This window comes from Leeuwenhoekiella sp. A2 (genome assembly GCF_047946655.1).
Classification (GTDB): domain Bacteria; phylum Bacteroidota; class Bacteroidia; order Flavobacteriales; family Flavobacteriaceae; genus Leeuwenhoekiella.
This window is the reverse complement of the sequence record NZ_CP172311.1, coordinates 3838150-3854259: the sequence shown is the minus strand read 5'-3', so window position 1 is coordinate 3854259 and position 16110 is coordinate 3838150. Positions and strand designations below refer to the sequence as shown.

Annotated in this window: 14 protein-coding genes and 1 riboswitch; of the genes, 8 read left to right on the top strand and 6 right to left on the bottom strand. The window is 38.2% G+C overall.

The features are described from left to right. Positions 1-9: 9 nt before the first annotated feature. The 4 genes from rmuC to ACH3PA_RS16955 are packed head-to-tail and all read right to left on the bottom strand — an operon-like array spanning position 10 to position 4471. On the bottom strand, positions 10-1368 hold the full coding sequence (gene rmuC / locus ACH3PA_RS16970) for a DNA recombination protein RmuC (protein WP_416442267.1): 1359 nt from the start codon (positions 1366-1368) through the stop codon (positions 10-12). Positions 1369-1425: 57 nt separating this feature from the next. Continuing rightward, positions 1426-2241, bottom strand: coding sequence for an ABC transporter ATP-binding protein (locus ACH3PA_RS16965; RefSeq protein ID WP_416442266.1), 816 nt, complete (start codon positions 2239-2241; stop codon positions 1426-1428). Beyond that, on the bottom strand, positions 2242-3270 hold the full coding sequence (locus ACH3PA_RS16960; RefSeq protein WP_416442265.1) for an iron chelate uptake ABC transporter family permease subunit: 1029 nt from the start codon (positions 3268-3270) through the stop codon (positions 2242-2244). It lies immediately after the preceding gene. Beyond that, complete coding sequence (locus ACH3PA_RS16955; protein ID WP_416442264.1) at positions 3257-4471, bottom strand: ABC transporter substrate-binding protein; 1215 nt, start codon at positions 4469-4471, stop codon at positions 3257-3259. Before ACH3PA_RS16955 ends, ACH3PA_RS16960 begins: the two co-directional genes overlap by 14 nt. A 75-nt stretch (positions 4472-4546) precedes the next feature. Continuing rightward, positions 4547-4837, top strand: a riboswitch (cobalamin riboswitch). A gap of 64 nt (positions 4838-4901) precedes the next feature. On the opposite strand from ACH3PA_RS16955, the gene ACH3PA_RS16950 reads away from it, so the two are divergent. Next, entirely contained in the window at positions 4902-6764 is a 1863-nt protein-coding gene (locus ACH3PA_RS16950) for a TonB-dependent receptor plug domain-containing protein (RefSeq protein WP_416442263.1), read from the top strand. Positions 6765-7050: 286 nt separating this feature from the next. Here ACH3PA_RS16950 and ACH3PA_RS16945 read toward each other — a convergent pair whose 3' ends face one another. Then, entirely contained in the window at positions 7051-8526 is a 1476-nt protein-coding gene (locus ACH3PA_RS16945; protein WP_416442262.1) for a S41 family peptidase, read from the bottom strand. Positions 8527-8635: 109 nt separating this feature from the next. Here ACH3PA_RS16945 and ACH3PA_RS16940 point away from each other — a divergent pair, with 109 nt between their 5' ends. From ACH3PA_RS16940 to ACH3PA_RS16925, 4 genes are read left to right on the top strand one after another with little or no spacing between them, the layout of a single operon-like run. Further along, on the top strand, positions 8636-9145 hold the full coding sequence (locus tag ACH3PA_RS16940) for an RNA polymerase sigma factor (protein ID WP_416442261.1): 510 nt from the start codon (positions 8636-8638) through the stop codon (positions 9143-9145). After that, entirely contained in the window at positions 9132-9566 is a 435-nt protein-coding gene (locus ACH3PA_RS16935) for a hypothetical protein (protein ID WP_416442260.1), read from the top strand. The genes ACH3PA_RS16940 and ACH3PA_RS16935 overlap by 14 nt, the downstream gene beginning before the upstream one ends. Positions 9567-9583: 17 nt before the next feature. Next, positions 9584-10108: a DUF4252 domain-containing protein gene (locus tag ACH3PA_RS16930; protein ID WP_416442259.1), complete on the top strand. Its 525-nt coding sequence runs from the start codon at positions 9584-9586 to the stop codon at positions 10106-10108. A 7-nt stretch (positions 10109-10115) separates the two neighbouring features. Then, positions 10116-10661, top strand: coding sequence for a DUF4252 domain-containing protein (locus tag ACH3PA_RS16925; RefSeq protein ID WP_416442258.1), 546 nt, complete (start codon positions 10116-10118; stop codon positions 10659-10661). A gap of 87 nt (positions 10662-10748) precedes the next feature. Here ACH3PA_RS16925 and ACH3PA_RS16920 read toward each other — a convergent pair whose 3' ends face one another. Beyond that, on the bottom strand, positions 10749-11510 hold the full coding sequence (locus tag ACH3PA_RS16920) for an endonuclease/exonuclease/phosphatase family protein (RefSeq protein WP_416442257.1): 762 nt from the start codon (positions 11508-11510) through the stop codon (positions 10749-10751). A 280-nt stretch (positions 11511-11790) separates the two neighbouring features. Here ACH3PA_RS16920 and pta point away from each other — a divergent pair, with 280 nt between their 5' ends. The 3 genes from pta to ACH3PA_RS16905 are packed head-to-tail and all read left to right on the top strand — an operon-like array spanning position 11791 to position 15909. Then, the gene (gene pta, locus ACH3PA_RS16915) at positions 11791-13884 is read left to right on the top strand and encodes a phosphate acetyltransferase (protein ID WP_416442256.1); all 2094 of its coding nucleotides are present in this window, start codon (positions 11791-11793) and stop codon (positions 13882-13884) included. A gap of 4 nt (positions 13885-13888) precedes the next feature. Further along, a complete protein-coding gene (locus tag ACH3PA_RS16910) occupies positions 13889-15073 on the top strand; it encodes an acetate/propionate family kinase (RefSeq protein ID WP_416442255.1) in 1185 nt (394 codons plus the stop codon). Between the two features lie 50 nt (positions 15074-15123). Continuing rightward, positions 15124-15909 carry a DUF6090 family protein gene (locus ACH3PA_RS16905; RefSeq protein WP_416442254.1) on the top strand — a complete coding sequence of 262 codons (786 nt, stop codon included), beginning with the start codon at positions 15124-15126 and terminating at the stop codon, positions 15907-15909. Positions 15910-16110 lie beyond the last annotated feature (201 nt).

Genomic DNA, 16110 nt, shown 5'->3' with positions numbered 1-16110 from the left:
AAATCTAATTTAGTCGTTTTCTTCAATATTATTTTCTTCTGCATAAGCTTCTGTTTCCTCATCTTCGGCGCGATATAATAATTTTTGATCGATTTGTTTACTGGCTTTAGCGCCCAGTTTCCGAAGTTTTTCTACCCGGTTGATAAGATTTCCGCGCCCGGTGAGCTTTTTCATGGAGTTTTCATAGGTATTTTGAACGGTTCCCAGTTGGCGGCCTATTTTTAATAATTCTTCGGTAAGGTTTGAAAACGAATCATAAAGAGCACCTGCCTGCGTAGCGATGGCAATGGCATTCTTTTTTTGACGGTCATTCTGCCAAAGATTATCTACAAGGCGTAGAGCTGCGAGCAGGGTAGAGGGCGTTACGATGATCACATTTTTGCCAAAAGCTTTTTCGTAAAGATTAGGCGCATTAGCCGAAGCAATTGCAAAAGCGGGTTCTATAGGGATAAACATAAAAACCGTATCCGGACTTTCTTCCAGCAAAAGTTGATAATTCTTTGCGCTGAGTTGGTCTACATGTCGTTTTATAGACTGAATATGTTGCTTTAAATAGATGAGTTTTTCGGTCTCATTTTCTTCGGAAACAAAACGCTCAAAAGCGACCAGAGAAACCTTGCTGTCTACGATCATTTTCTTACCGTCGGGTAAATGAATGATCACATCGGTTTGTAAGCGTTTGCCCTCTGGCGTGGTGTGACTGTCCTGCAAGGTATACTCCCGGCCCAGTTCCAAGCCGGATTTTTCCAGCACCCGGGTCAGGATCAATTCACCCCAATTTCCCTGCATCTTGGTATCTCCCTTTAAAGCTTTGGTCAGGTTATCAGCATCTTTGCTCATTTGCAGGTTCAGCTCTGCCAAGCCTTTAATTTGCTGCCGCAGTTCGCTATGTCGTCCTAAACTTTCTTTATTGGTGTCTTCCACCTTTTTTTCAAAACTGTTGATTTTTTCCTGAAGTGGCTTTAAGATGATATCCAGGTTTTCTTTGTTTTGCAACGTAAATTTGCTGGATTTTTCATCTAAGATTTTATTGGCGACAATCTCAAAATCTTTGGTAAACTTCTCCTGCAGCTGTTCCAGTTCTGCATTTTTTTCCTCTATACGCTGTTTGAGATTGGCAAATTCAACATTACGAGTAGTCAGTGCCGTTTGAATACTGCTTATTTCGCTGAGCAGATTATTGCGTTCATCGGTATTTTCTAAAAGGGTTTTTTCTAACCGTTGCAGTTGTATAAGCTGGTGTTTGAGCCGTTCTCCCAGAGTTTTTGTCTCCGTTCTGCCTTTTAAATAAGCGATGAAATATCCCGTTGCAATGCCAAAAATCAGGCAAACTGCAGCAATAATCAGGGATATGGTTAAATCACTCATCTAGGCGTTTTTGCCAAAGATAAAGATTTGGCCTCGAGTTTTAGGTCGCTGGTTTTCTTATTTTTTAAGAAAAAAACGCTGAGTTTTTTTATCAAAACCAATTGTATTTTCAGGAAAGAGATGGGAAAATACATCATCTTCAATCAACTTTTTGGGCGTGTTGGTTACCACTTTTTTATCCTGCATCACGATTAATTGATCGCAAAGCGGAAGCACCAACTCAATATCATGGGTAGAAAATAAAATAGTTTTGGAGGTTTGCTTGCAGATATTTTTCAGCAAGGACAAAACGGAAGCTTTATGATGCAGGTCTAGATGGGTGGTGGGTTCATCAAGGATAATCAAATCTGTGTCTTGCGCCAACGCTCTGGCGATCAGTGCACGTTGTAACTGCCCGTCGCTTAAGGTGTGGCACTTGTCGTATTTTAATTCTTGTAATTCGGTTGCGGCTAGTGCATCTTCAATAATTTGAATATCGGTAAGCGAAAGTTTCCCCAGCCAGTTGGTGTAGGGTTGTCTGCCTAAAGCGACCAGTTCAAACACACTGAGGTTTTTTGAAATCGCCTGTCCTGTTAAAACCACACTAATAATTCGCGAGCGATTTTCAGCAGAAATTTGTTCGAGTTTCTTTTCATTACTTAAAAAAATAGTCCCACCCAACTTTTCCTGTAAGCCTGATAGCGTCCGGATGAGCGTCGATTTTCCTGAACCATTTACGCCTATCAAACCTATGAGGTTTCCTGCTTGTAAATCGATATTGATAGTTTCCGCAATGACTTTTTCTTTCGCTTTAGCGGAATAACCAATTACCAGATTTTTGGTCTTTAAAACCGATTTTTGATTGAAATTGCCTGATTTTTTGTCCTTTTCCATCTAAAACAACAATTTCTTTTTTCGAACCAAAAGCCAGATTACCACGGGCGCTCCTACCAGGGAAGTTATCGCATTAATGGGTAAGGTATAATGACTGAAGGGCGCCTGTGCAATGCTGTCACAAATCAACATCAGCAAAGCTCCGCCCAACATACAGGCAGGCATCAACACCCAATGATTGGCCGAATTAAACCACTGCCTGATCAAATGAGGAACCGCCAGTCCTACAAAAGCAATTGGCCCCGTAAAAGCGGTTAAACTCCCGGCTAGAATACTGGTGGCGATTATTATTAAAAATCTGCTTTTTTTAAGGTGTACGCCCATTGTTTTTGCATAGGCATCGCCCAGCAATAAACTATTCAGGTTTTTTAAAGTGAAAATGGAAAGTATAATCCCGGTTAAATAGCAAAGCGAAAGCACGCCCATTGCCTTCCATGAAATATCTCCTAGACTACCAAACGACCAAAAGATATAACGCTGTAATTCTTCTGCCGGACTAAAATAGGCCAGAATACTTACTACAGCAGCGGTAAGACTTCCAAACATCAAACCGATGATAAGTAGTGCCATGGCATCCTGTACCCGGGAAGCGACGAGAATAACGATGCTCAACACCAAAAAACTTCCCAAACTGGCAGCAATTATTGCACCCCAGCTTCCGGAAATTAAACTGGCTGAAAACCCGAAAAAACCCGCTCCTAAAATTAAGATTGCCACACCTAAACTGGCACCGCTACTAATTCCCAGGACAAAAGGACCCGCTAGTGGATTCTTAAAAAGGGTTTGCATCATCAGGCCGGCAACTGCAAGTCCGCTGCCGGTAAGAATGGCAGCCAGCGCTTTGGGCAGACGATAATCGATTAAAATATAGTTCCAGGATTCTTTACTGCTTGTACCTCCGCTAAGCGCGGTAAAAACTTCGGAAAGGGGAATTCTTACTGATCCTAAACTGATGTTGGTCAAAAAAACCACCACCAACAGGAGACTTAGGATGATAAAAGCCAGCGTATGTTTTTTAGTGTTCTGCAAGGGGTTTAAAAAAATGAGGTTCGTAATCGGGGAGGAGATTGGGATGAAAAATATGCACCAGATCCTGCAATACCCAATCGGGTCTATTAGGTGCAAGTTCGTAATAAATGAGTCCGCCTGTTTCTCCTTTCGCGGAAGCAAAACCGTAAATCTTTTTCTCCTGAAAAGCTTTGAATTTGCTATACACCGGGTTGGCATTTTCCAGTTCAGCATAAGATTCAAAAGCATTTGGGGCAATCCAGAAATCAGCTTGTTGTCCGGTATCCAGCACTTCTTCCAGACTCAAAGCAATACTGCCGGTTCCCTGGGTGTTTTTATACAAATAATCGGCATTGGCATCAGCGATCAATTGGGCGGCCCAGCTATCGCCGTGCGGCAAATACCAGACATCTTTAAATAGCGATCCACTTAAAACGGTAGGTTTTTCTTTCGCTTGAAGTGAAAGTTTCTTTGCCTCTTCATATTGGGTGGCGATGCTATTAAAAAGCGAATCGGCCAGCTCCTGCTTGTTATAAAGTGCCCCAAAAAATTTGATCCATTCTGCCTTGCCCAAGGGCGAGTGTTCAACCCAATCTCCGTTATACAATACTGGAATATGGGCGCGCTGTAAAGAATTCAGAGATTTATTCTGTCCTTCCACCCCAAAGCACACCACTACATCTGGATCGAGGTTGATGGTGGTTTCGGTATTGATCGACTCGTTTTGTCCCAGTTCCTGTATTTCGCCTAGAGCGATACGGTCACGGGTTTTTTGCGAAGAAATATAATCGAGATTTGGAAAACCCACCAGCGTATTTTCTACGCCCAACATGTCCAGAGACGGAATGTGGGTAGTAGAAGTGACCACAATTCGTTGCACCGGAATTTGAATGGTAGCGTCAATTTTTAAGCTGTCAGGCACCGATTTTCCGGGTTTCACCAATGCATAATTATAAACCTGATCACTGCCGGGAAAAGCTTCGGTTACTGCCAGTATTTTGTAATCGCCATAATCTGTGATCGAAAATCCTTCGGCGTAATTAATATTGACTTTTTGAGCAGAAGCAGCCAGAGGAGTTGTGTCTTTTTCGCCTTGCTTACAGGATGAAAAACCGATCAGGAGTATTAATAAACCGGTTTTAAATGCCAAAAATTCGGAAAATCTAAGCCGTTTTGGTTGCGGGATATTATTGGTTTTTAAAATGCTAGTGTTTTTTTTCATTGAAAAATCAGATTTTCTCATCGCTCAAAAGTAAGATTAAATAAAAAAATGAATACTGCCTTTGCGATTTGTTTATCTTCGCACCTGAATTTTGGTGGATGTTTTTAATTTAAAAAACGTCCTTAAAAGGGAATCAGGTGAGCTGATTTACGATTTATAATTGATGAATGCCGATTTTATTTTTTCGTTTCTCAATTTACTTTTCGTACTTCAATAAATCCTGAGCTGTTCCCGCAACTGTAAGCTTAGCCTGTGTAGTCACAGGCGGTGAAGATTACTCTTTAATACCACTGCCCCGATAGAGGGGGCGGGAAGGTGAATCTTTATACGCGAGCCAGGAGACCTGCCTTTATTCACTATTGTCAAACCTTCGGGATAAAGGTTTGTATGAAGGATGCTTCATACCTTTTTCCGTACAACACATTTTTTAATGAACACCAAAAATTACGTTTTAGGTGCCGGTCTTCTGGCGTGCCTAACGGGTTTTGCCCAACAGGCAGAACAACTGGATGAAGTCGTGGTTACCGACTCAAAATTTGAACTGAAACGCGAAAACAGCGGAAAAGTCGTCGTGAAAATCACACAGGACGAACTGGCAAAAAACCAGGGAAAAACCGTGGCAGAAGTGATCAATACCATTAGTGGGATTGAGATTAACGGAAGCCGAAGTAATACCGGGCAAAACCTGAGCTACTATGTGCGCGGCGGCAATAACCGGCAGGTGCTCGTGCTGATAGACGGGGTGCAAATGACCGATCCTTCTGCTATTGCCAATGATTTTGATTTGCGTTTGCTAGACATCAACAGTATTGAGAGTATTGAGATTATCAAGGGCGCAGCCAGTACACTTTATGGAAGCGGTGCAGCCACAGCGGTAATCAATATCACGACTAAAAAAGCAGGAGCTGATAAAATTTCGGCGCAACTCACCGCAGTAGCCGGTAGCAACGAATCTCAAAACAACCGCAATTTTGGGCTGAACGATTATCAAAACCGGGTTTCGGTAAATGGTACGCTCAATCAATTGACCTATCTGGTAGGGTTTGGGAATCAATATACCGATGGCCTTTCGGCGGTAATTGATGCAGACAGCAATGAGAAAGATCCCTTTTCCCGTTATAATGCCAATATTAAACTGGGGTATGCGTTTAGCGAAAATTTTAAACTGAATGCTTACGCCCTTTACGATCATTATGATGCCGCTTACGATAATTCGTATCCCATGGAAGATGCTGATTTTACTTCAGAAAGCACTCAGAAACGTGTGGGATTATCTTCGGAATACAGTTATTCTAAAGGAAGCATCACGCTAAATGCCGCATACCACAGTATTGGGCGCAATTTTGAATCCAACTATCCCAGTGCTTATGATGCAGATAGTTATATTCTGGATGTGTTTAACCGCTATACCTTTAGCGATCAGTTTTATACGGTGCTTGGTTTTAATTATGTGGAAGGCAGGACCGATTTTGGAGAAAAAAAGGAAACTTCTAATGCCGATCCTTATGCCAATGTGGTGTACGTTTCTCCTTTTGGGTTGAACATCAATGCCGGCGCACGTTTAAATAACCACAGTGAATACGGTTCGCATGCGACCTATAGTTTAAATCCATCGTATAGTTTTGATCAAGAAAAAGGATATTTGAAGTTTTTCGGAAGCTATGCGACTTCTTTTATAGCGCCTTCTTTGCCCCAACTTTACGGCGATTACGGTGCAAATCCTGATCTGGAACCGGAAGAAAACCGCACTATTGAAGGTGGAATTGAATGGAAATCGGGTATTTTTCGCGTAAGCGGAACCTATTTTAACCGTCTGGAAGAAAACTTTATCGATTATGTAACGATTGATTTTGACACGTTTGAAAGTCAATATCAAAACATAACTGAGGATTTTACAGTGCAGGGAGTTGAATTTGAACTGGAAACCCGACCAATTAAAGATTTACAGTTGCGAGCCAATTATACTTTTACCGAAAATAAAGATAAAATGACCTTACGCTTGCCGAAACATAAGATCAATGCTTCTTTAGGATATGATTTTTCGCCTGAAACTTATGCTTCTTTTAGCTATCAATACAATGCTTCACGCGTGGATACTGATTTTATCACTTATGAAGATGTAAAACTTGATGCCTATGGTTTGCTTGATTTTTATGTGAGTCAAAAAGTAATGCACAACAAAATAAAAATCTTCGCCGGGCTCAATAATATTTTTAATGAAGATTATCAGGAATTAGTGGGCTATACCACTAAGGGTAGAAACTTTAGAGTTGGGTTTAATTTGTATTTGTAGAAAACCTACAAGGTTGCAAAAACCTTGCAGGATTACTGCGTCATTCTGTTCAGAAGGCTTTGAAGATTATAAATTATAGGAATTAGTGGGTTATACCACTAAGGGTAGGAACTTTAGAGTTGGTTTTAATTTGAATTTGTAGAAAACCTACAAGGTTGCAAAAACCTTGCAGGACTAAGGTGGTGCCGTCATTTTGAATTTAATTCAGAATGACGAGAAGGAATAATAAAAAAACCTCCGATTTTCAGTTGAAAAGCGGAGGTTTTTATATGTTTTAGAGCGGTTTTTACTTCTTTAAATCAACATACATGCGTTGATAAGCAGGACTTGTCATTCCATTTTCTCCTACAAGTTCAATAGGTGGTCCTAATTTCTCTTCTTTTTTCACCGTATCAAACGATCTGTTAGGGTTAATATCATCTAGTGCCGCAGCAAGTAGAGGTTCATCCTGATCTCCCAATACGCCATAGTTGCTAATTCTTTCCTGTACTTCAATATCAGGCTCAAGACCATTTACAAAACCTGTTACACCATTAGCATTAGCAGAAGTTAAGATAAGTGGCTGTATTGCATAAAAATGATTAGGATTTGCCCCATCTCTTGCAAAACTAGGAGCTTCAGAATCATAAAAAGTTGTTGATGCCTGAAATTTACCTACTGTTGTTGTTCCTATCTGAATTACATCAATATAAGGATCAAGCCCGTTAATCACTAATTCACTGGCCGAAGCAGAACTTCCTGTTGTTAATATGTATACCCGGTTTAAATTAAGACTATTAATATCTGCATTCGTACTGGTTTTTGTATTAAATCGATTATTTAAATTTTCAGGCTCCTGAGCTTCAAAGGCTGTTTGTATTTGAGGATTCCAGACTTCTGTTGAGAATATTTCACCTGCAAATTGACCAGTGATCATTGCAGCAAGATCTGTCGCTGTGCGCACAGAGCCGCCGCCATTATAGCGCAAATCTAGAACAAGATCTGTAACACCATCTGCTTTAAATGTGGCAAAAGCATCATTTAACTCACCATCAAAATTAGATGTAAATGAATTATACATAAGATAACCTACTTTTTCATTGCCCACATCTAAAGTTTTTGCAATGTAAATAGGGTTCTCAGTATATTCTGCTTTTGTAAGTGTTATCGTTTCACCGGTTGATACAATATCACCATTAGTATCTAAGGTGGCCAGACCTATCGTATATGTATCCTGACTTAAAAGTTCTACTGCTCGAGAGTTAAGACTGCGACCACCACTTGTGGCAACGGTATTTATATTTTCCCCATCAATTGTATTAAATAACATCCCTCTCGTAACTCCGCTATCTTCTGCAGAGGTTCCCGGTAATACGAGGCGCACAAAACCAAATGCCAGACTTGAGTTATTAGGATATAAAGAGAGACCATAGTCCATCCCATTATTTTTACTTACACCGGCAAATGTATTTTCCAGTTCACGATAATCGTCTGTGATAAAACTAAAGCGGTCTACATTAGATAAAAGACCGTTATAGTAGAGATCTTCCGGAGTATCAAATCCATTTAAATATGAATCAAGTTCATCCTGTGTATTAAAATAATCATCAGCCAGCGGTGGTACATCGGGTTTGTAGAGATACCAGATATTCATTGCCTCGTAGATAAAGTTCTTAATCTCGAGATCAGATGCAGCTATAACTTCATCGTCTTTATCTTTAAAACAAGAAACGGTAGTGCATAAAAGAAGAATCCCTATTAGGGTGTAAGAAATCTTTTTCATTTTTCAATTTTATTTAAGAACCCTAAAAATAGGGTATTATTGTAATGAATGAATTGTTTGTAACAAATTTTATGTTGGGTCGTCATCCTTATAACTAACCGCATTGCAAATGAAGTCTAAAGAATTTTTAAAAGAGGTCACTCCTTTTCAGGATAAGATATATCGCCTGGCACGCCGGTTGCTTGTCTCTGAAGAAGAAGCTAAAGACGCCACTCAGGAAATTCTTTTAAAACTTTGGACTAAAAGAGCTGAAATGAAAAAGTACAGGAGTACAGAAGCTTTTGCGATTACAATGACAAAAAACTATTGCTACGATAAGTTAAAAGCTAAAAGCAGCAGTAACCTTAAGATAGTTCACAGTAATTATGAGGATACCAGTTACAATACAGGTAAACAAACTGAAAACAAGGATGCCGTAAACTGGGTGTTTAAATTGATGAAAGATCTACCCGAGCAACAGCAGCTTATTTTGCAGTTGCGGGATGTAGAAGGATATACAAATGCAGAGATAGCAGAGCATCTGGGAATAAATGAAACAGCAGTACGCGTGGCTCTTTCGCGAGCGCGAAAAACAATACGAGAACAGTTGATAAAAAAACACAGCTATGGAATTAGATAGAATTGAGCAATTGCTCGATAAGTATTTTGAAGGAGAAACAACTCTGGCTGAAGAAAAAGCATTGAAGCAATACTTTGCAGCAGGTAAAGTAGCACAACATCTTGAGTCTTATACGCCTCTTTTTAATGCTTTCGCGGAAGCTAAAGAAGAAACATTTACAGGAGAAATAAACATCCCTCAAGAGCGACCTCTTTTACGCTGGATTCCCTTAGCTGCGGGATTTGCGATAGTGCTGGGTGTACTTTTTACGTATGATGGGTCACAATCACGACATGATTACGGCACTTATAAAGACCCCCAAATTGCCGCATTAAAAGCAAAGCAAACTTTATATATGGTGTCTAGTTTTATAGATGAAGGCACAGATCAATTAGATGCACTGGGAGAATTTAAAAAAACAACAGATAAATATTTAAAATAACAATTAAAGCAATAAAAATGAAAAAGTTAATAATAAGTACGATAGTCCTTTGTTTGAGCATAACGGCGTTTGCGCAATCTGGTTTTGACAAGTTTGAAGACATGAAAGATGTTTCTGCTATGATCGTAACCCCTAAGATGTTTAAGCTTTTAGGAAAGATTGATCTCGATTCTAAAGATCCTGAGATGCAGAACTATATCAATATGGTCAATAACCTTGAAGATATTAAAGTTTTTAGTACAAAAAGTGACGCTACAGCAAAACTGATGAAATCTGAATTTAATAGTTATCTAAGTTCGGCTAAACTTGAGCAACTTATGCGTGTAAAGGATGATGGTAAGAATGTAAGATTTTACTATAAGCCCGGTAAAAATGATGATTTTGTAAAAGAATTTGTCATGTTTATGGATGGCACAGCAGTTAAAGACGATACTGTGATTATTAAAATAACAGGAGATATCGATCTTAAAGAAATAGGTAAGATCGCAAGCAGCATAAACTTCTCAGGTAGTGAAGAGCTTAAAAACGTAAAGGTAAATTAGTAAAACTATGAGAATTTTAAAATTAGGAAGCATGCTTTTACTATTCTTAGTATTGGCTAGTTGCAACAAAGAGCAAACACTTCAGGAGTATTATGTAGATAATAAAGAAAATGATGATTTTGTCATGGTAGATGTGCCTACGAGTCTCATTAGCCCTAAATCTGATAAACTCACAGAAGACCAAAAAAAGGTTTTGAACACTGTAAAAAAAGTAAATCTTCTTGCGTATCCTTTAAGTGGAGGTACTAAAGAGAAATATGATACTGAGACGGTTAAGATCAAGAATATACTCTCTAATGATTCTTATGATGAGTTAATGAACTTTGGTAAACCGGGACAACGCATGCGTTTGTACTATAAGGGTGAAGAAGATGCTATTGATGAGGTTATTGTCTTTGCACAGGATGAGAATAAAGGTTTTTTACTGGCTCGCGTGCTGGGCGATAATATGAATGTAAGTGACATGATCAAGTTTGCAGAATCTATAGATAAAGAAGGAGCAGATTTTGACACGGCGCAGTTTGAAGGCGTGATGGATATTTTTAATAAATAGAATTTAGTTCACATAATTAAATAGAAAATCGGGGCAATCGCCCCGATTTTTGTTTGTTTTCAACCGATTTTTACCTCTAAACTACCGTTATTTTAAAACGGCATCTATAATTACGGGAAAATGATCTGAGATAAATAAGGCTCCCCTTTGTGCATCAAAAACCTGATATTTGTCAATAGTAATGGTATTTCCTTTATAGAAAATGTAATCTATACGATCTCTGTTAAAGTCTGGTTCTAATTGAAAGCCGTTAAAGGTATATGGCGGGCCGTAAGTCTTATTTGCTTTGAGAGCTGAATCACTCAACTCCTGGGTTATTATCTTATAAGGATTTTCTGAAGGAGGCACATTAAAATCACCGGTTAAAAAGAAAGGTGTATCTCCCGCAATTTCTTTAGCTTTATTTAAGATTAAATGTGCGCTTTTTTCACGGGCCTTTACACCCATGTGGTCAAAATGAGTATTAAAAAAGAAGAAAATCTTATCGCTGCTTTTATCTTTAAACTTTGCCCATGTCACAATACGAGGCAGGGCAGCATCCCATCCTTTTGATGCGACTTTTTCAGGTGTGGGCGATAACCAGAACGTCGCACTGTCTAAAACCTGAAACCTCTCTTTTTTATAAAAAATAGGTGAGAATTCACCAGCCTTGCCACCATCTCTACCAGTACCAATAAAGTCATATTGATTTAGGCTTTTCTTTATATCTTCTACCTGACTATAAAGTGCTTCCTGAGCTCCAAAAATGTCGATATCAGAAAAGTTTACACTTTCTGCGTACCAGTCTTTCCGGTTGTCCCAAAAATTGACGCCGTCATCAGGGTTTGCATATCTAATATTAGATGTCATTAATTTTAAATGAATTGAATCTTGTTGAGCCTGAACAGGGATAGCTGCTAAAATTAGCAGTAAGAGAGAAAAATACTTAAGCATGATATTTTTTAAGATTAGTTAGTTTGAGGGAAATTATGAATTTAAAGTTATTTCAGTATTAAAACAGGGTTATTATCCTACTAAGATATGCAGCCTCGGTTTTCTATACGCATATTTTATTCAGCAATAAGAAACACTGACATCTGTCAACATCATATTTTTAAATAAGCCGTATTTTTGATCAAACACTATAAGCATGAATAAAGGTATCTATATAGCAACGCTTGAGCCAGACAGTGGTAAGTCTGTTATCACTTTGGGATTAATGCGCACTCTTTTGGGAAAGACGGCAAAAGTTGGTTTTTTTCGTCCCATTATAAACGTTGATAAACCAGGCGGAAAAGACAATCACATTAATACAGTGCTTTCTTTTTTTGATATCGACCTCGACTATGAAGATGCTTATGCGTTTACACGAAATGAAATAATAAGAAAACGCAACGAAGATAAAGCCGGCGAAATTTTAGATACAATTATAAGCAAATACAAAGCTTTAGAAGATAGGTTTGATTTTGTGCTTGTTGAAGGATCTGATTTTACGGGAGAAGGAAGCATTTTTGAATTTGATACCAACGTGCTTATCGCGAAAAATTTAGGAATCCCAACGATTATTGTAGCTAGCGGGGTAGGGAAGAATAAAGATGAACTCATGGGGAGTTTGCAGATAGCTTACACTTCTTTTATAGAGAAAGATGTGGCCGTGATAGCAGTTGTCGCTAATAAAGTTCAGCCAGAGAATTTGCAAATTGCGACTGATGGTCTTAAAAACTTTTTACCAGAGAACGTAGCAGTATTTGCAATTCCTTATACAGATAAATTAGCACATCCCACGGTTAAAGAAATCGTGGCAGAATTGGGCGGAAAAGTGCTCTTTGGGGCCGATTTTTTAGATAATCAGACAGGTAATTATGGTGTGGGAGCAATGCAACTGCGCAATTATCTAACGCATTTAAAAGAAGATAGTCTTGTTATCACCCCGGGAGACAGAGCAGATATAATCTTAGGCGCTTTACAGGCAAATATTTCAAGTAATTATCCCAGAATTTCTGGAATAATCTTAACTGGCGGACTTATACCTGAAGAACCTATCTTAAAACTTATAGAAGGTCTCTCGCAAATAGTACCTATAGTTTCTGTAGAAGATGGAACTTTTTCGGTTACAAATCGCATAGGAGCTGTAAAATCTCACATTTATGCAGACAGCACTCAGAAAATCGAAACTTCATTAGCGGTTTTTGAACGGGAACTTGCTTTTGATAATTTGGTAGAACATTTACTTACCCTTGAGGCAGGAGGTATTACACCGCGTATGTTTCAGTATAGCTTGATGAAGCGTGCTCAAACTTCAAAAAAACACATAGTTCTGCCAGAAGGAGATGATGTGCGTATATTAAGTGCAGCTTCGCATCTGGTAGATCTAAACCTGGTGACAATAACGTTGCTGGGTGATCCTGAAAAAATAAAGCAGAAAGCCACCGCAAATAGTATTGCTTTAGATTTTTCTAAAGTGAACATAATAGACCCCATCAAGTCAGATAAATTTGAAGATTACGTCAATACGTTTTACGAGTTGAGAAAACACAAAAATGTAAATATGGATATCGCCAGAGACTGGATGGCAGATGTTTCTTATTATGGTACGATGATGATCTACAAAGGCGATGCAGACGGTATGGTTTCAGGAGCAGCGCATACTACGCAGCATACCATAAAACCTGCGCTTCAGTTTATTAAAACTAAACCGGGAGTTTCAGTCGTTTCGTCTGTATTCTTTATGTGTCTTGAAGATCGTGTATCTGTTTTTGGTGATTGTGCAATTAACCCTAATCCTTCTGCGGAAGAACTTGCAGAGATCGCTATTTCTTCAGCAGAAAGCAGTATAGCTTTTGGCATTGAGCCAAAGATCGCTATGTTGTCTTATTCTTCAGGAACTTCAGGAAAAGGTGAAGACGTAGATCGGGTACGAGAAGCTACAAATATTGTAAAAGAAAAACGGCCTGATCTAAAGATAGAAGGACCTATACAATATGATGCTGCGGTCGATATGCGAGTAGGTAAAAGTAAATTACCAGACTCTGAAGTTGCCGGGCAGGCAAGTGTACTTATATTTCCAGATCTAAATACAGGGAACAATACCTACAAGGCTGTACAAAGAGAAACCGGGGCTCTGGCAATTGGTCCCATGTTGCAGGGATTAAATAAACCCGTTAACGATCTAAGCCGCGGTTGTACTGTAGATGACATTTTTAACACCGTAATTATAACCGCCATTCAGGCGCAAGGAATTTAATTTTATGCACGTATTAGTAATCAATTCAGGGAGTTCTTCAATAAAATTTCAACTTTTTAAAATGCCATCAGAAGAAGTCATTGCTTCTGGTATGGTAGAACGCATAGGGATAGAAGGCAGCCGACTTCATTATAAAAGTTCTACCCAAACCTTTACACAAGATGTAAAAATTGCATCGCATAAAGAAGGTTTAGAAACAATAGCGGCACACTTGCTTGATGAGAATACGGGAGTTCTTAAAAATGTAAATGAAGTAAGTTTAGTAGGGCATCGCGTTGTACATGGTGGCAGTCAGTTTACACAAACGGTTATAGTAGATGCTACTGTAAAAGAACAGATAAGAAAACTTTTTTCGCTTGCACCACTGCATAATCCACATAATCTAACAGGTATAGAAGTTGCCGAAGATATTTTTACAGGAGCCAAACAAATTGCCGTTTTTGATACAGCCTTTCACCAAACAATTCCGCAGAAAGCATATCAGTATGCGATACCTCAAAAATTCTTAGAAGAGAATAAAATAAGACTTTATGGTTTTCACGGTACAAGCCATAAGTATGTAGCAGCAAAGGCATTAGAATACTTAAATAAAAAGAAATCTAAAATTATTACCATACATTTAGGTAACGGTTGTAGTATGAGCGCTATAAAGAATGGCGTGTGTATAGATACTTCGTTAGGTTTTGGCCCGGTTAACGGTTTGATTATGGGAACAAGGAGTGGAGATATAGATCAATCGGTTATTTTTTACATGATCAGTGAATTAGGTTATACCAGTGAAGAAGTTGGTGCGCTTTTAAATAATAAAAGTGGAATGCTGGGACTTACAGGTTACAGTGATATGCGCGATATAGAAGATGAGGCCTCCCGTGGTAATAAAGAATGCATACTTGCATTAAATATGAATGCTTATCGCATAAAAAAATACATAGGTTCATATGTCGCTGCACTCAATGGTCTTGATGCCATTGTATTTACAGCAGGGATAGGAGAGAACAGTGACCACTTGAGAGCTCTTGTTTGTGAAAATATGGAATATTTTAATATTCATATTGATGCAGGTAAAAACAGATATCGTTCAAAAGAAATGCGAAGCATAGAAAAGGAGGGAAGTAAAGTCTCTATTCTGGTAATTCCTACAAATGAAGAATTAGAAATTGCACAGCAGGTTTATTCTTTAGCTGAATAAAAATCGAGCAGTACAGTCCTTCTAAGGAATTCTGGAATCATATAAAAGTGATGATAAAATTTTTTAGAAGGATAAGAAAGTCATTATTTGCTGAGGGTAAATTCAGTAAATATATTTTTTATGCCCTGGGAGAAATAATTCTCGTTGTCATGGGTATCTTAATTGCTTTACAGATCAATGCCTGGAAAGTAAGTGCTGATAATAAAAAACTAGAAAAAAGTATCCTTTTAAACATTAAACAAGACCTACAGGACGATATTCTTGATCTACAGAATGTGGCGGCATTTAAAATTAAGCAAAGAGAAACCTGTAATCGTTTAATTAATTTAGCCGCTAATCGTTCTCTTCCCATATTAGATACAGTTCAATTTGCAAATGACGTCGTAAGAATGATTTATTTCACGCTGCCCAGTTCAAATAAAATCACATTTGAAATGGCCACCAGTAATGGATATCTAAACATTATAAGCAACGATAGCCTCATTAAGTTAATAGCTAAATATTATTCAGATATTACATTAAATCAACATGTGACAGAAACCAAAAGATTTACAAACTCTTTTGCAGAATCTGTTATTATGAAAAAATACAGAATATTTTCAAACAAGATTGCCGTGCTAGACGGTTTAGGTGGAGAATACCATATTGAGAGCTATCAAAATATGAATGAATTTCCATTTCCTTATGCTGATTTTATACATGATCTCGAGGTAGAAAATCATCTAAATTCTTTCGCTATACGCTTAAAAATAGGGATCAACTATTTACAGAATAAAGAAAAAAGAGCTGATGAATTAATCAGCAGGATTGATAAATATATTAAAGTAGGCAATTAATTAATTAAGCAGATTCTCCATTTAAACTGTTTATACACCTGTTGTATCTATGCGATTTGTATAGACTAAATTTATAATAAGCACAATAAATATACATACCAGAATTATTTGTGTAATTATAACGTGCAAAAGGTTAGCTAGTCCCGCAATGAGAATTGCCGAATACAGAAATAAGGTTAAAAACATATTTAAGGAATTGCG

Bases quoted from the DNA above. Each gene is read 5' to 3' on its own strand.
- ACH3PA_RS16910 (WP_416442255.1), top strand. From the start codon at position 13,889: ATGCACGTATTAGTAATCAATTCAGGGAGTTCTTCAATAAAATTTCAA.
- ACH3PA_RS16940 (WP_416442261.1), top strand. From the start codon at position 8,636: ATGAAGTCTAAAGAATTTTTAAAAGAGGTCACTCCTTTTCAGGATAAG.
- ACH3PA_RS16925 (WP_416442258.1), top strand. From the start codon at position 10,116: ATGAGAATTTTAAAATTAGGAAGCATGCTTTTACTATTCTTAGTATTG.
- ACH3PA_RS16945 (WP_416442262.1), bottom strand. From the start codon at position 8,526: ATGAAAAAGATTTCTTACACCCTAATAGGGATTCTTCTTTTATGCACT.
- ACH3PA_RS16935 (WP_416442260.1), top strand. From the start codon at position 9,132: ATGGAATTAGATAGAATTGAGCAATTGCTCGATAAGTATTTTGAAGGA.
- ACH3PA_RS16950 (WP_416442263.1), top strand. From the start codon at position 4,902: ATGAACACCAAAAATTACGTTTTAGGTGCCGGTCTTCTGGCGTGCCTA.
- ACH3PA_RS16955 (WP_416442264.1), bottom strand. From the start codon at position 4,471: ATGAAAAAAAACACTAGCATTTTAAAAACCAATAATATCCCGCAACCA.
- pta (WP_416442256.1), top strand. From the start codon at position 11,791: ATGAATAAAGGTATCTATATAGCAACGCTTGAGCCAGACAGTGGTAAG.
- ACH3PA_RS16965 (WP_416442266.1), bottom strand. From the start codon at position 2,241: ATGGAAAAGGACAAAAAATCAGGCAATTTCAATCAAAAATCGGTTTTA.
- ACH3PA_RS16905 (WP_416442254.1), top strand. From the start codon at position 15,124: ATGATAAAATTTTTTAGAAGGATAAGAAAGTCATTATTTGCTGAGGGT.
- rmuC (WP_416442267.1), bottom strand. From the start codon at position 1,368: ATGAGTGATTTAACCATATCCCTGATTATTGCTGCAGTTTGCCTGATT.
- ACH3PA_RS16920 (WP_416442257.1), bottom strand. From the start codon at position 11,510: ATGACATCTAATATTAGATATGCAAACCCTGATGACGGCGTCAATTTT.
- ACH3PA_RS16930 (WP_416442259.1), top strand. From the start codon at position 9,584: ATGAAAAAGTTAATAATAAGTACGATAGTCCTTTGTTTGAGCATAACG.